The organism is Actinosynnema sp. CA-299493, from assembly GCF_050946825.1.
In the GTDB taxonomy this organism is placed as follows: domain Bacteria; phylum Actinomycetota; class Actinomycetes; order Mycobacteriales; family Pseudonocardiaceae; genus Actinosynnema.
The window spans coordinates 4,239,689-4,253,420 of the sequence record NZ_CP191993.1; the positions used below are offsets into that span (position 1 = coordinate 4,239,689).

General features: G+C 69.3%; 14 protein-coding genes and 1 pseudogene. 4 read left to right on the plus strand and 11 right to left on the minus strand.

All coding sequences use genetic code 11. The annotated features are described in order from the left end of the window. Positions 1–5 precede the first annotated feature (5 nt). Complete coding sequence (locus ACQPYE_RS17680) at positions 6–749, minus strand: ABC transporter permease (protein WP_498722428.1); 744 nt, start codon at positions 747–749, stop codon at positions 6–8. Positions 750–780: 31 nt separating this feature from the next. Continuing rightward, positions 781–1,686, minus strand: coding sequence for an ABC transporter ATP-binding protein (locus tag ACQPYE_RS17685; protein WP_498722429.1), 906 nt, complete (start codon positions 1,684–1,686; stop codon positions 781–783). A 460-nt stretch (positions 1,687–2,146) separates the two neighbouring features. Here ACQPYE_RS17685 and ACQPYE_RS17690 point away from each other — a divergent pair, with 460 nt between their 5' ends. Then, positions 2,147–2,902, plus strand: coding sequence for an NAD-dependent epimerase/dehydratase family protein (locus ACQPYE_RS17690; RefSeq protein ID WP_498722430.1), 756 nt, complete (start codon positions 2,147–2,149; stop codon positions 2,900–2,902). A 355-nt stretch (positions 2,903–3,257) separates the two neighbouring features. Then, positions 3,258–3,926, plus strand: a complete 669-nt coding sequence (locus tag ACQPYE_RS17695) for a hypothetical protein (protein ID WP_498722432.1) — start codon at positions 3,258–3,260, stop codon at positions 3,924–3,926. On the opposite strand, the gene ACQPYE_RS17700 is transcribed toward ACQPYE_RS17695, so the two are convergent. Then, entirely contained in the window at positions 3,876–4,640 is a 765-nt protein-coding gene (locus ACQPYE_RS17700; protein WP_498722433.1) for an ISAs1 family transposase, read from the minus strand. The two genes, ACQPYE_RS17695 and ACQPYE_RS17700, sit on opposite strands and share 51 nt — an antisense overlap. On the opposite strand from ACQPYE_RS17700, the gene ACQPYE_RS17705 reads away from it, so the two are divergent. Together ACQPYE_RS17705 and ACQPYE_RS17710 are read left to right on the plus strand one after the other, a co-directional pair. Next, positions 4,572–5,858 carry an ISAs1 family transposase gene (locus ACQPYE_RS17705; RefSeq protein ID WP_498722937.1) on the plus strand — a complete coding sequence of 429 codons (1,287 nt, stop codon included), beginning with the start codon at positions 4,572–4,574 and terminating at the stop codon, positions 5,856–5,858. The genes ACQPYE_RS17700 and ACQPYE_RS17705 overlap by 69 nt on opposite strands. 144 nt (positions 5,859–6,002) lie before the next feature. Next, complete coding sequence (locus ACQPYE_RS17710) at positions 6,003–6,236, plus strand: helix-turn-helix domain-containing protein (protein WP_498722938.1); 234 nt, start codon at positions 6,003–6,005, stop codon at positions 6,234–6,236. Between the two features lie 616 nt (positions 6,237–6,852). Here ACQPYE_RS17710 and ACQPYE_RS17715 read toward each other — a convergent pair. The 8 genes and pseudogenes from ACQPYE_RS17715 to ACQPYE_RS17750 all read right to left on the minus strand — a co-directional run bounded on the left by ACQPYE_RS17715 (position 6,853) and on the right by ACQPYE_RS17750 (position 13,664). After that, positions 6,853–10,158, minus strand: coding sequence for a tetratricopeptide repeat protein (locus tag ACQPYE_RS17715; RefSeq protein WP_498722434.1), 3,306 nt, complete (start codon positions 10,156–10,158; stop codon positions 6,853–6,855). A 283-nt stretch (positions 10,159–10,441) separates the two neighbouring features. Continuing rightward, positions 10,442–10,783 (minus strand): hypothetical protein, encoded by a 342-nt coding sequence (locus ACQPYE_RS17720; RefSeq protein WP_498722435.1) that lies wholly within the window; start codon positions 10,781–10,783, stop codon positions 10,442–10,444. A gap of 118 nt (positions 10,784–10,901) precedes the next feature. Further along, positions 10,902–11,099 (minus strand): IS3 family transposase, encoded by a 198-nt coding sequence (locus ACQPYE_RS17725; protein WP_498722436.1) that lies wholly within the window; start codon positions 11,097–11,099, stop codon positions 10,902–10,904. Positions 11,100–11,121: 22 nt separating this feature from the next. Next, positions 11,122–12,204, minus strand: coding sequence for an IS110 family RNA-guided transposase (locus ACQPYE_RS17730; RefSeq protein ID WP_498722437.1), 1,083 nt, complete (start codon positions 12,202–12,204; stop codon positions 11,122–11,124). A 203-nt stretch (positions 12,205–12,407) separates the two neighbouring features. Further along, positions 12,408–12,731: pseudogene (locus ACQPYE_RS17735) on the minus strand (transposase); the annotation flags it as partial. Between the two features lie 63 nt (positions 12,732–12,794). Next, positions 12,795–13,088, minus strand: coding sequence for an IS3 family transposase (locus tag ACQPYE_RS17740; protein ID WP_498722438.1), 294 nt, complete (start codon positions 13,086–13,088; stop codon positions 12,795–12,797). Next, positions 13,085–13,387: a transposase gene (locus ACQPYE_RS17745; RefSeq protein ID WP_498722439.1), complete on the minus strand. Its 303-nt coding sequence runs from the start codon at positions 13,385–13,387 to the stop codon at positions 13,085–13,087. The genes ACQPYE_RS17740 and ACQPYE_RS17745 overlap by 4 nt, the downstream gene beginning before the upstream one ends. Before the next feature lie 133 nt (positions 13,388–13,520). Further along, entirely contained in the window at positions 13,521–13,664 is a 144-nt protein-coding gene (locus ACQPYE_RS17750; RefSeq protein WP_498722440.1) for a hypothetical protein, read from the minus strand. Positions 13,665–13,732: the final 68 nt, after the last annotated feature.

Here is a 13,732-nt window from a genome sequence, read left to right on the forward strand (position 1 = left end):
GTCGCTCACTCCCAGCGGAACGTCTTGGCGGCGATGCCGCTGAACACCGCGGTGTAAGCCGCCAGCAGCACCAGGTGCAGCGGTTCGGGGAACGTCCCGCTCCAGGAGTCGCGGACCGCCTGCAACGCCGCGCCCATCGGCGTCACCTCGCCGATCGTGCCCAGCGGCTCGGGCAGCAGCTCCACCGGCGTCCACACGCCGGCCAGGAACAGCAGCGGGAACATCACCGCCAGGCCGATCGCGGTCGCGGCCTTGCTGCTCGACGCCAGCGCGCCGATCACCAGGCCCAGCGCCAGCACCGTGGTCGCGCTCAGCAGGAACGCCAGCGCGAACCCGACCGCCTCGCCCGGCGGGCGCACGCCGAACGCGATGCGCGCGAACACGATCAGCAGCGCCACCGACGCGACCGCCAGCAGCGCGTTCACCAGGATCTGCGCCACCAGCAGCAGCATCGGCGACACCGGGGTGGTGGCCAGCCTGCGCAGGATGCCGCGCTCGCGGTAGGTGGCCAGGTACACCGGCATCACGCTGAGCCCCAGCACCGACAGCACCACCAGCACCGTCACGCCCGGGATGAAGGTGTCGATCACCGCGGCGCCCCCGAACCCGTCGTAGGGCTTGCGGAAGCCGGGGATGATCCCGAAGATCGTCATCAGGAACAGCGGGAACACCAGCGTCATGATCGCCGTGGACGGGTCCCGCAGCATCAGCTTGGACTCGGTGAAGGTGAGCTTGCCCAGTGCGCTCATCGTCGTGCCTCCTCGTGGTCGGTGGTGGCGGTCAACGCGCCGGTTCGCCGGTCAGGGCGAGGAACGCGTCCTCCAGGTCGGCGCGGTCCACCCGCAGCCCGGTGGGCACGACGTCCCGGCGCGCCAGCGCCGTCGTCAGCACCTGGAGCAGGTCGCCGGTGCCGCGCACCGACACCTCCTCGCCGTTGCGCTCCACCGAGTCGACCCCCGGCAGCGAGGCCAGTTCGGCGTCCTCGACCGGCGCGGAGGGCACGAACGTCACCCGCTGACCGCTGCCGGCGCGCGCGATCAGCCCGGCGGGGGTGTCGATCGCGGCGATGGAACCCTTGTCGAACACCGCGATCCGGTCGCACAGCCGCTCGGCCTCGTCCATGAAGTGCGTGACCAGCAGCACCGTCACACCCTTGTCCCGGATGCGCTCGACCAGGCCCCACGTCTCCCGGCGCGCCTGCGGGTCCAGGCCGGTGGTCAGCTCGTCCAGCACCGCGATGCTCGGGTTGCCCACCAGCGCCAGCGCGATGAACAGCCGCTGCTTCTGCCCGCCCGACAGCTTGCCGAACCGGGCGTTGCGCTTCTCGGCCAAGCCCCACTCGTCCAGCAACGTGCGCCAGTCGGCCGGGTCGGAGTGGAAGGAGCTGTAGAGGTCCAGGGCCTCCCACACCTTCATGTTGTCCGGCAGCGCGCTCTCCTGGAGCTGGACGCCGACCTTCGTGCGCAGCTCGGACGCGTCGCGGTGCGGGTCCTTGCCCAGCACGCTGATCCGCCCGGAGTCCGGTCGGCGCAACCCTTCGATGCACTCCACGGTGGTGGTCTTGCCGGCACCGTTGCGCCCGAGGATGCCGAAGACCTCGCCTTGCTCGACGGTGAAGCTCACGTCCCGCAGGGCGACGTGGTCCCCGTAGCGCTTCTCCAGGTGCTCGACCTCGATGATCGACATCTCGGCTCCTCTCCGGTGCGTGCCCGATCGTTGATCGACACCGTACGACCGGCGCGTACCGGTGCGGAATCCCGGAAGACCCCGTCCGGGGTGGGGCTGGCCCCACCCCGGCGGTGGGCCTGCGGGTGGCCGACCGGCACCCCTAACGGACGTGCGGCGCGACGAATTCACTAGGGGGTGCTCGCCGGTGAATAGGGGAATCGGCTGGCGTCGTTAAAGGCCGATCCTCTTTCGGGGTGGGTGCTCATTCGGTCCTGCCACCCCTCCTCGGGGCGCTGAGCAGTGGTTTCACTGTTCCGGGCACGACCGGCACCTATTTTCGCTTCGGTGGTCGGCAGCCCTTGGTTCGGTCGATCGTCCGGACTTAGCATTTAGCCTGTGTTCGGGGGGCGCGGCACGAACTGACGGGAAGTCACCGGTGGAAATAACGGGTCGCGGATTCATCGCCAGGAACCTGAGCGTGCTGTCCGACCGGCACGAAGACGTGCTGGCGCTGGCGGCGGGCGTGTCCTTCGTGTCCCCGGATGACCCGGACGCCGAGTTCTCCCGCGAGACCGCCCTGGTCACCTGGGCGGCGCAGCGGTGCCGCGCGCAGGGGCGGAAGCTCGTGCTGCTCACCACCGCGTCCGCCGCGGTCTACGGCACCCCGGGCTGCACCGGTGACGAGGAGTGCTCGCACCTGCCGACCACCCCGTACGGCAGGCACAAGCTGGCGATGGAGCGCATCGTCCGCGAGAGCGGCTGCCGGTGGCTCATCCTGAGGCTCAGCCACCTGGTCGGCCCCGACCAGCCACCGCACCAGCTCGTGCCCACCCTGACCAGGGACGTGCTCGCCGGCCGGGTCCGGATCTTCCGCGGCGCGCGGCGCGACATGCTCGACGTCCGGGACTTCGTGGCCATCCTGGACTCCCTGCTGGCCGCGGGCATCTCCGGCGAGGTGGTCAACGTCGCCTCGGGTACGTCGACCCCCGTGGTCGACCTGGTCCGGCACATCGCCGTGCTGCTGGCCGAGGACCCGCAGCACGAGTACGTCGACCGCGCCAGCGACCACCAGGTGTGCATCGACAAGCTCCTGAGCCTGGTCAGCCACCGCGACCACACCGTCGACCAGTACTACAAGCACGTGCTGAACCGCTACGTCCCGGAACTGTCGGCCCGTTGGCGAGCCCCCGGCCGGACCCCGGCGCCACGAGCCGGGGTGCCCTCCGGCGGCTGACCGCCACAGCGGGTACGAGGTGCCGCATCTGTGGCCTTGTTCTGTGCCTTGTGAGGCCACAGGCATCGAGGGCGTGCAGAACACTGTCGATCTTCCGCGAAAGAGCGTCGATCTCGACCCGCCCGACAGCCGCCCGTCCACAGCAGCCCTGATGGGACCGGTCGTCGGCGCGCAGTTGGTCGGCAACGCCTACCGGCATGCCCGAGCACCGCGGCGGTTGCGGGTGTACCGGTTTGTACCTGCCGATAACCTCATCCGAGCAGGTAGAGGACGTACGAAGCCCAAGTCCCCGAAGCGCTCACGGTCACGGCAGCCATCCGCCGTAGTATCGACCAGCGCGGCATGATCACCGGCTGTGCTGCTCCGACTGGCCTGCCTGGGCGTGACCAACGCCTTTGCGTTGCTGCGCCTGCTGCCCATGAGCGATCGGGACAAGGACGTGGAGATCCTGGCGCTGCGGCACCGGATCACCGTCCTGGAACGCCAACTGGGCAGGGACCGTCCGCGGTTCTTTCCCGGCGACCGGGCGTTCCTCGCGGCACTGCTGTACCGACTTCCCGTCGACACGCTTCGCCGGCTCCGACTGCTGGTCCGTCCGGAGACGGTACTGCGGTGGCACCGCAACCTCATCGCACGCCGCCACGCGATCAGATCCCGTCCCAAGCGTCCCGGCCGACCACGAACCATCCGCTCGATCCGGTTACTGGTGCTGCGCCTGGCACGCGAGAACTCCGCCTGGGGGTACCGACGTATCCACGGCGAACTCCTCGTGCTCGGCATCGAGGTCGCAGCCTCCACGGTGTGGCAAATCCTCAAGGACGCCGGAATCGACCCGGCAGCCAAGCGCACCTCGACACCGACACCGGCATCGTCCTGGCCCAGGTCACCGTGGACGCGAAGTCGAACGAGATCCCCGCGTTCACACCGCTTCTCGACGCCGTCCACAAGGTCGTGGGCACCCTGGAGGGCAGGGTCATTGCGTTGTGGGGTAGCTGCTGGTCACGGCGGTGATCAGGTCGTGTGATCGGCGGTTGGCGCGTCGGAGGGCGCGGGCGATGTTGGTGTCGCCGTTGGTGCGGTGCCGGCCGATCGCGGTGTTGCGCAGGGTCGCGATGACGGCGGTGCCGGTGCCGGTGCGGGCTTGGTGTGAGTCTTCACGGAACGTCACGTCGCGGACGTGGTGGACCTGGTTCTCGATGAGCCATTCGCGGCGGATCCAGTCCTGCAGCTCGGCCGGCGCGGCGTCGCCGGCGGGCAGGGACACGGTGAAATAGACCGTTTCGCGAGTCGTCTTCGCGCCGGTGGTGCGGCTGCGGGTGATCCGGACGGCCTGCTCGGCGTGCGGGAACGCGATGCCGCCGGGGGTGCGCGGGGTGACGGCTTTGACGGTGCGGGTCTCGCGGCGTCCGTGGCCGCGGTTTCGGGTGCGGTCCCCGACCGGGATTTCGGGCCAGGGTAAGGATGTGAGTTGGGCGAGGAGCTTCGGTTGGTTGCCTTTGACCGCGGTCATCAGGTGGGCTCCGCGGGCGGTGACCTGCCGGGCGTGGTCGGTTTGGGTGTGCAGTGCGTCGGCGACGAACACCACGCCCTCCAGGGCAGGGCGATTGCGTAGTCGGGCAGCAATACGCTGAGCTGGGAGTTTGCGGTGTGAAGGGCCTTCGTGGAGGCGATGGCGGCGGGTGGGACCGCATCGGTGATCATGGAGTTGCGACGCTTCACGACTCCGAGGAAGACCCACCCGCCGATGACATCATCTCCCATCACCGCACTGACCGTCACGCCGGCCCACGTCGGCAGCCCACCACCGCCCGTCACCGACGGTGAGCACGGTGATCTGCTGGACGCCCTGGCGAAGGTGCCGGACCCGCGTGACCCGCGTGGGATCCGATACCCGTTGTCGGCGCTGCTGATGGTCGCGGTGTGCGCGGTGCTGGCCGGGGCGTCGTCGTTCGCGGCGATCAGCGACTGGCTGCGGGATCTCGACGGCCATGCCCGTGAACGGCTCGGTTTCGACCGCATCCCTTCCGGCACAACGATGTGGCGGTTGTTGACCCGTCTCGACGCCGATCTGTTGGCGACTGTTCTCGCCGGTTGGCTCACCACCCGGGCCCGGCGATCACCACCGGTGCGTCCACGCCGACATCGTCATGTCATCGCCGTGGACGGCAAGACCCTGCGCGGCGCCCGCCTCGGCGACGGCCGACAGGTCCACCTGCTCTCCGCGTTGGACACCGACACCGGCATCGTCCTGGCCCAGGTCACCGTGGACGCGAAATCCAATGAGATCCCCGCGTTCACACCGCTTCTCGACGCGGTCCACACGGCCGTGGGCACCCTGGAGAACGTGGTGTTCGTCGCCGACGCCCTGCACAACCAGACCGGCCACGCCCACCGGGTCGCCGCCCGCGGAGCCCACCTGATGACCGCGGTCAAAGGCAACCAGCCCACGTTGCTCGCCCAACTCACATCCCTGCCCTGGCCCGACATTCCGGCCGGTAACCGTACTCGCGACCGTGGTCACGGACGCCGCGAGACCCGCACCGTCAAAGCCGTCACCCCGCGCACCCCCGGCGGCATCGCGTTCCCGCACGCCGAGCAGGCCGTCCGGATCACCCGCAGCCGCACCACCGGCGCGAAGACGACTCGCGAAACGGTCTATTTCACCGTGTCCCTGCCCGCCGGCGACGCCGCGCCGGCCGAGCTGCAGGACTGGATCCGCCGCGAATGGCTCATCGAGAACCAGGTCCACCACGTCCGCGACGTGACGTTCCGTGAAGACTCACACCAAGCCCGCACCGGCACCGGCACCGCCGTCATCGCGACCCTGCGCAACACCGCGATCGGCCGGCACCGCACCAACGGCGACACCAACATCGCCCGCGCCCTCCGACGCGCCAACCGCCGATCACACGACCTGATCACCGCCGTGACCAGCAGCTACCCCACAACGCAATGACCCTGCCCCGTCTCCCGCTACAACGAACGCCGCGACGACGGCAGACCCGATCGAAGCCGCACCGTCACCGCCCTCGACATCAGCGTCCTGGAACCCCCGGATCCGCAGCCCGCGCTGCCCACCGTCTCTCGGGACGACCGCAATATCACCCCTGCCGAGCGTCGCAGGCATCGGATCCTGGTTCTGTTACAGGAAGATTCCACCCGTCTCTGGCGACCTCGCGACATCGCGGTCCACTTTGGTGACATTACCCTCGACACCATATACAGACAGCTCTCCCGATGGGCCGACAGCGGACTCATCCACAAGATCGGCCCTGGCCTCTACGCCACCACGACGTGGTCACCGACTTCCCTGCAGGAGAACAAAAATCCTTAACTACCCGGCCTTGGGTCAGGGCCCGAGGAGTTCTCCGTGGATGCGGCGGTGGCCCCAGGTGGGGTTCTCTCGTGCCAGGCGCAGCGCCGGGAGCCGGATGGAGCGGACGGTTTGTGGTCGGCCGAGGGCCGGTTGGGGTGGGACTCGATTGCGTGGCGGTGGGAGAGGAGGTGTCGGTGCCAGCGCAGTACCGGCTCCGGGCGCGCCACGAGCCGGGGCCGATGGGGCGTGGCGGCCGGGAGGCGGTGCAGCAGTGCCGCGAGGAATGCCCGGTCGCTGGGGAGAACCGCGGACGGGCGTTGCCCGGTTGGCGTTCCAAAACCATGATCCGGTGCCGCAGCGCCAGGATTTCCGTGTCCTTGTCCCGGTTGCTCATGGGCAGTAGGCGCAGTAGCGCGAAGGCGTTGGTCACGCCTAGATAGGCCAGTCGGAGCAGTACGGTCGGTCATCATGCCATGTTGGCGGACGGCGTGGTGGACCTGCGCCCGCACCCGCAAGCATCTCGGCCCTACAAGCTGTCCAGGGCTTCAACCTGCATGGATGAGGTTTTCGGCAAGCACAAGATCCACTGCCGGATCAGGCGCCGCAAGCGTCACGGCGAGTTTCCCCGACCTGCTCACGAGCCTGCGCGCCCCAGTGCGATTACTTCGGTCGCGACCGCTGCCACGACGTCGGGTAGGTGGGCACCGACCTCTTCCATTACCAGGCTCCACTCGCCGAGCCGCAGGGCCTCGGCGATCAGCGGACTCGCCGTGGTCAGATCACTGTCCCGGAGCGCTGTCGCGGCGACCTGAAGCAGGACGATCGCCCGGTCGAACGGTTCGGCAGGCATGGCGCACAGCTCGAATGCGCCGGCCAGGTCTCCCCACTTGGTCCTAGCTTCGGCGAGAAGACTTGCGAGCATGCCCTGGTTCAGCAAGTCGTCCTGGTCGTTGGTGCGGAGACGGCCGACGACTCGGGCGACGAGGTCTTCGGCTTCGGCGGAGTCTCGCACAACGAGGACGGCTTCGGCTAGGGGCCCGAGGGTGGCGCTGGCGGGTTCCGGCTCGGGTGTCGCGCGGAGAAAAGCCTCAATGTCGGCGACGACGTCTAGTGCGCGCTCGGCCGCACCCACCTCGACCAACCGCCTGACGGTGATCGCGCGCAGCCACAGGCGGTCTTGGAGAGCCGTCACGGTGAAGGCGGACTTCTCGACCCTGAGCACGAGGGCGCGTGCCAGGTCGTGCTCGCCGGCGGCGAGCAGTGCCTCGTACAACGACTCCCAACCGCTCGTCTCGTTCTTGAACACGACGGACATTGCACGAGCCGTGTCGCCCGTGTGTGCCCAGGCCACCGCGATCGCTCCACACGCGTTCGACGGGTTGATGCCTTCATCGTCGGCCAAGCTCTCCGCTTGGTCGAGCAGGTCACGTGCCTGCGCCACATCACCCGACCGTGTGTGCGCTTCGGCGGCCCACGCGAGGACCCGCGCTGCGGCGGTGGGCGGCTTGAGCGCTTCGGCAAGGTCGATCAGTCTCGCGGGCGTGTCTGGGTCGGCGACGCCGGCGGTGACCTCCGCGTGCAGGAGTCGCGCCCGCTGCGCGGCCTCGGGCAGCCTATCCGTGATGATCCTGGCCCGGGTGAGGTCACCGGTCGCGATCAACGCCTGCGCGGTGGCCGCGTACCCGTCGGCTTCCGTGTGCGAGGTCTTGAGGCCGAGCACCGCTGCCTCGGCGTGTTGCAACAACGACTCGGCCCGGTCGGTTTCGCCACGCCGGATCAGGGCTCCCGCCACGACGGTCAGCGCTTCGGCCACGTCGCGCCCCTCGCCGAGGCTCCAGGCGGTGGCCTCGGCCTCGTCGAGATCGCCTATAGCGCAGAAGACGCGCGTCGCCTGGATAATGGTCGGGCCCTGGTTCGGGAAGTCGTGGGCTCGTCTGTCACGCAGGTCGTACGCGATTGCCCTTGCCCGAGCGGAGTTCCCGTTGAGGGCCAAGGCCAGTGCCACGTCGGCCAAGGTGGAGTGCCGGTCGTACGGCCCGATCCACAGCGCGATGACGTTGAGCGCCCACCGGTCTTCGCCCCGGCGGGCGTAGGCGACCGCCACGTGCATCGCGCAATTGGACCGGGCGTAGTCGTCGGCGATGTTCCTGATCACGATCCGCGCACCGATGAGATCTCCGACCTCGACCAGTGCTCGCACGGTGTTCTCAAGAGTGGAGCTGTCGTGCTCGTTGGGGCGCGCCCTGACGAGGAAGACCATTCTCCGGACGTGCATCCGCGCGCGTCGGCGCGCACCGACCGCTATCAGCCCGCGCGCCACAGCTGGCGCGGCATAGGCCCGCTCGACCGCGGTGTCCAAGTCCTGGGCCAGATCACGCGCTCGCCACGCCAGCTTGCGGGCACGCTTGTGGTCGCCGGTCAGCGCCAGCACGCGGGCCGTGTGCGCCAAGTCCACCGCCGGTGGCACCCGGCCGTCCACGAGCGACTCGATGTGGCGGAGCAGATGCCGCGCCCGCTCGTGCGCGCCCGACTCCGCCGGTTCTCCCGCTACCTCCAGCAGCGCCGTGATCGCCCAGGCGGGGCCACCTGCTCTGCGGTGCACCGTGATGAGCCGGTCCCACTCGCCCGCCTTGGCCAGGGTCTGCATGACCGACACCAATCGACTGTCGCGATCCACGAAGAAGGGCTGGGCGAGCGCTTCCACCACGGCCTGGTCGAGCACTTCGTGGGCGTGCTCGGGACGTCCGGCGGCGAACAGGGCCTCGGCGGTCTTCGTCAACGGGTCGTCGACAACCCGCCCGCCGGCCGATCGAGCCAGTGAGACCGCGCGGCCGGGAGATCCCAGAGCTACCCAGAGGGCGGGCAGTTCGGCCGGCAGATCGAAGTTGCGCTGGCGGAGGTAACTGTGATGTAGCGCCAGGCGGGCCAGCGCGGCCAGGTCCGGTGGATCGTGGTCTGCGAGCACGTCGAGCAGAGTGGTGAGCTCGTCCAGTGCTTGCGCGTCACCGCCGGAGAGGTGGAGCATGCGTTGGTGGCGGCCGGGGTCCGTGCTGAGCGCGACCGCCCGGTCGAACTCGCCGCCCGCTACCAGCATGGCGTGGTAGCCCTGCAGCAGGTACTCGGATGTGCCGGGCGGCCAGCCGGCGGCGCGGTAGTGCTCGGCCCACTCATGCAGCCGTCGCCGGTAGCCCGCCAGCCGGTCCTCACCGAACGCGGCCAGGACGCCGGCGTGCAGCTCTTCGTGGCCCAGGAGGTAGACGTCCGGCAGCTCCCTGGGCCGGAACCGGCTGTCGCGCCGGGTGAAGCTGCGACCGCCGACCGTACGCAGCTGGTCGTCGACCTGCTGCCGGGTTTTGCCGGTGAGCTCGGCGAGGTCGTCGCCGGTCAGGCCGCCACCGGCGGCGGCGAGTAGGCCCAGCAGGTCCTGCTCAGTGGCCGAGCCGTGCAGCAGGTGTTCCAGCTCGCGTTCCATGTCCGCCCGCGCCACCCATGCGGCCGTCGACGCGGTGAGCCGGTGGACGACGGCGGGCGAGCGCAGCGGGTGGTGCTCGGGTACGTCGCCCGGGACGGGCGGGTTCGGCCTGCTCGCGACGACCACGCGCATGCCCGCCGGGGGAGCCATCGGCAGCAGCGCGGCGATGCTGCGGTCCTCGCCTGGGCACGCATCCGCGCCCTGGTCCTCGTCGAGTCCGTCGACGAGCAGCACCAAATTCTCGCCGTCGGCCCGGCAGGCGTGGGCGGCGGTGTCGAGCATTCCAAGCAGGCGCGTCTCGCGGGTGGTGTCGGTGACGGCGGGTATCGGCCCGCCGACGAGCGCGTGCAGCTGCTCCAGGACGTTATCGACGAACGCGGCGCGGCTGTTCTGCCCAGCGAGACGGGCTGTCACGAAGAACGACACCACGCGCACGTCCTGCGGTGGGTGCAGCGCGAACCATGCCATCAGCGCCGTCTTGCCCGACCACGCGGGCGCCCGCCACCACGCATAGGCACCCGCCGCGGCCGGGTCGCGGCAGAACGCGGCCAGTTCGGCGAGCTCCCGCTCCGCGCCACCAGCTCGGGTGGTGCGATGCGGCGGACCTGGTGTAGGTACCCGCTGCGCGGCAGGCCGGTGGGCACCAGGTACACGTCGCCGATGTGCACGCCGGTGTTGGCGTACCCACTGGGACCCGCCGTGGCGTCACCGGTGTGGGACGCCTCGATACGTCGGCGACGAACCACGGGGCTCAGTCGAGCCGGACGCCGCTATTGGCATCGCCGTCGTCGGCCAGCGCGTCGCCAGTCCTGTCGACTCGCACGCGGCCCTGCATCCGACCGCGCACACCGCTGTTGGCCGCGCCGCCACCACGCGCTTCCGCCCGTCCGGTACGCCGCACGACCACCGATCGGCTCGCAGCGGAGGTCCGCAGCGCCGCCCAGACGGCCACGCCTACCGCAGCGACGGCGCCCAGTGCCGACGCGATCGCCGCCACCTTGTTCGCGTCGTCCCAGCGGGCCAGCGCAAACCAGCCGCCCAGCGCGGCGACGACCAGACATGTCAGCAGCAGCGCCGCACGCTCAGTGTTCACCCTGCCACGATCCCACAGCGCACCGGGCCGCGGCGGCGGTAACAAGATGGAACAAGCCGGATCAGAGGACCGGCCTGACTGATCCTCACCTCGTTTGACGGAGTCGGGTTACTGGAGTTCAGGCTACTGGAGCGATCCTGGTGTGTCGGAGTTCGTACTCGATCGGCGTGAGCATCCCGAGTGCGGTGTGGCGTCGGCGGTGGTTGTGGAACATCTCGAGGTACTCGAACAGGGCGTTGGCCAACTCGAGCCGAGTGCGCCATCGTCGGCGGTCGAGCAGCTCCGTTTGCACGCGTCCCCAGAAAGATTCGATCATGGCATTGACGCTCCTATAGTTGTCAAGCGGCCTGTGCGGTGCTGGTGGCGAGGGTGCGCAGGGGTCGTATCAGTGCCCAGATTTCCCTGGCCAGTAGGCGTTTGAGGCAGCGGATGATCTCGGCCTTGGTCTTGCCCTCGGTGGTTCGTCGGGCGACGTAGGCGATGGTGGGTTGGTGGAAGCGCATGCGGACGATGACGGCGCGGTAGAGGGCTGCGTTGGCCTGGCGGTGTCCGCCGCGGTTGAGGCGGTGTCGGTTGGTCATGCCGGAGGATGCCGGGATCGGGGCGACACCGCACAGCCGTGCCCAGGCGGGCTCGGAGCGGACGCGGTCGATGTTGTCGCCGGCGACGATGAGCATCTCGGAGGCGGTGTCGGCGCCGATGCCGAACGCGTCGACCAGTTGCGGCACAAGCCGTTCGGTGAGCTCGCCCAACAGTGTCTCGTGGGTCTTGATCTCCTCGTCGAGGTGTTGCCACCGGCGGGCGATGGCGCGCAGGGTGTGTTTGGTCGCGGCGGTGACGCTGTCGACCGTGCCGGGGCGCAGGCCGGCGCAGCGGTGGATCAGCGCCATCTTGGTCAGGGGTTGCAGTTGCTCGCGCAGTTCGGGGTCGGCGGTGACGAGCACGGCTTTGAGGGTGATCATGGCGGAGGTGCGGGCTTTGACCGCGACGTCCTTGGCGACCTTGATCTGGCGCAGCATCTCGACTGTGCCGTCGTTGGTCTTGGGCACGGCGGTGGCGGTGTCGTTGAGCACGGCGCGGGCGGCGTTCTCGGCGTCGATGGTGTCGCTCTTGCCGCGCAGCCTGCGGTCGCGGCGGTCGGTGCGCAGCACCTCGACCGCGCCCAGGCCGCGGCGGCGCACGGCGGAGGTCAGGCCGGCGCCGTAGGAGCCGGTGCCCTCGATGCCGAACACGAGCCGCTTCGCACCGAACCCGGCGGCCCAGTCCAGCAGCTGTCGGTAGCCGTCCTGGTCGGCGGTGAAGGAGCGGGTGTCGAGGCGTCCGCCGATGTCGTCCAGGGCGACGGCGACGTGGACGTGCTTGTGGGTGTCGACGCCGACGACGACTCGACGCAACCTCGGATCGCGCTTCACACTGGGCATCGCGGGCTCCACCTCCGGGACCGGGGACACGGGGTTCGTGACGCCGGCCGGTCGGGTGGACGGGACTGTGACGGGACCTGCTGCGATCAGGCTCCTATGAGGTCACTGCCCGTCCGGCCGGCACCACTGGGTGGTGCACCACCAGGCGGACGACAGATCAACAGCAAGGACACCCGAACCGCGGGGTCAGTCGTAAACAGGAGTCAGGCCGCCTGGTGGCGACTACCAGTCTCACAGTCGTAGCAGTCGCCGATCGAACCCATCGACGGCAGAAGCCCGGATTCCTTGGCACGCCTGGTGAAAGTCCACGACGTGAATTGGACTCCGTGGTTGGAGTGGATCACCGTGTCCGGCAGCGGGGACCGGTTCAAGATGGCCATGCCAAGCGCGTTGGTGGCGAGTGCGGCGGTCTGGCTGGAGTCGATCGACCAGTCGGCGACGCGGCGTGAATGGACGTCGAGCACGACCGCGCAGTACACCTTTCCTTCACGGGTGGGGTGCTCGGTGATGTCGGTGACCCACAGCTGGTTCGGCGCGGGTCTGGGCGAAGTCGCGGTCGACCAGGTCCACCGCGGTGGGCGTGTCGTGCCTCAGGCGCGGTTTGCGCCGGTTGGGCAGGCCTTGATTCCGTTGCGGCGCATGAGAAGCGCGATGGTGTTGTGCCCGACGGTGATTCCGCGGCCGAGGGTGAGCTCGGCGTGCACCCGCGGGGAGCCGTAGACCTGGAACGACTCGACGTGGATCTCACGGATGAGGTCGATGAGCCAAGCTTGGCGGATCGCCCGCGGCGAGGGAGCGCGGCCTCGCCAGTCGTAGAAGCCGGACTCGGACACCCCGAGCACCCGGCAGGCGAGCTGGATCGACCGCCCCTCGGAGGCGATCACCGTGACCGCCTCGTACCGCCTTTTGGGGTGCTGCCCTCCTTGAGCAGTTCGGCGGCGCGGCGGTGGACGGCGACCTCGGCCTCGAGTTCCGCGATCCGTCGACGCGCGGCGACCAGCTCGGCATTGTCCGCGCTGGTCGTCCCGGGCATCTGGCCGCTGTCGATGAGCTCCTGGCGGTGCCAGGCGTAGATCGTCTGGTCGCTGATGTCGAGGTCCGCCGCGACCTGGGCGACGCGGCGGCCGGACGCGACCAGGTCGAGCACCTCGCGCCGGAACTCGGGCGGGTACCGCTTGGGCATCGTGGGCTGTCCTCCGGGCTACTGAGATGAGCGATCATCCAGTAACCCGACTCCGAAGAACCAGGTGAGGATCAAAGACTCCGGGTTACCGGGGGAAGCTCAGTCGCTTCGCTGACCTGGTCCACCGTTCAGGTCAGCGGCCCGTCCGCCAGTAACGGGCGGCCTTGTGGATCGCAACTGCCAGACTGATAACGGCGGCCGTCACCTTGGCGATGGTCGTAATGGTCGGCAGCCACACCCATAGAGTGCGTGCGGCGTCGACGAGGATGATCTGCATCGGGGCCTCCCTGGCTCGATTCTGCGGACACCCCTGACGTTGGCGTTCGATCCGTGCAGGTTGGGGCA

Bases quoted from the DNA above. Each gene is read 5' to 3' on its own strand.
- ACQPYE_RS17705 (WP_498722937.1), top strand. From the start codon at position 4,572: ATGGCGGCGGGTGGGACCGCATCGGTGATCATGGAGTTGCGACGCTTC.
- ACQPYE_RS17725 (WP_498722436.1), bottom strand. From the start codon at position 11,099: ATGATCGAATCTTTCTGGGGACGCGTGCAAACGGAGCTGCTCGACCGC.
- ACQPYE_RS17685 (WP_498722429.1), bottom strand. From the start codon at position 1,686: ATGTCGATCATCGAGGTCGAGCACCTGGAGAAGCGCTACGGGGACCAC.
- ACQPYE_RS17715 (WP_498722434.1), bottom strand. From the start codon at position 10,158: ATGGCATGGTTCGCGCTGCACCCACCGCAGGACGTGCGCGTGGTGTCG.
- ACQPYE_RS17730 (WP_498722437.1), bottom strand. From the start codon at position 12,204: ATGCCCAGTGTGAAGCGCGATCCGAGGTTGCGTCGAGTCGTCGTCGGC.
- ACQPYE_RS17680 (WP_498722428.1), bottom strand. From the start codon at position 749: ATGAGCGCACTGGGCAAGCTCACCTTCACCGAGTCCAAGCTGATGCTG.
- ACQPYE_RS17750 (WP_498722440.1), bottom strand. From the start codon at position 13,664: ATGCAGATCATCCTCGTCGACGCCGCACGCACTCTATGGGTGTGGCTG.
- ACQPYE_RS17745 (WP_498722439.1), bottom strand. From the start codon at position 13,387: ATGCCCAAGCGGTACCCGCCCGAGTTCCGGCGCGAGGTGCTCGACCTG.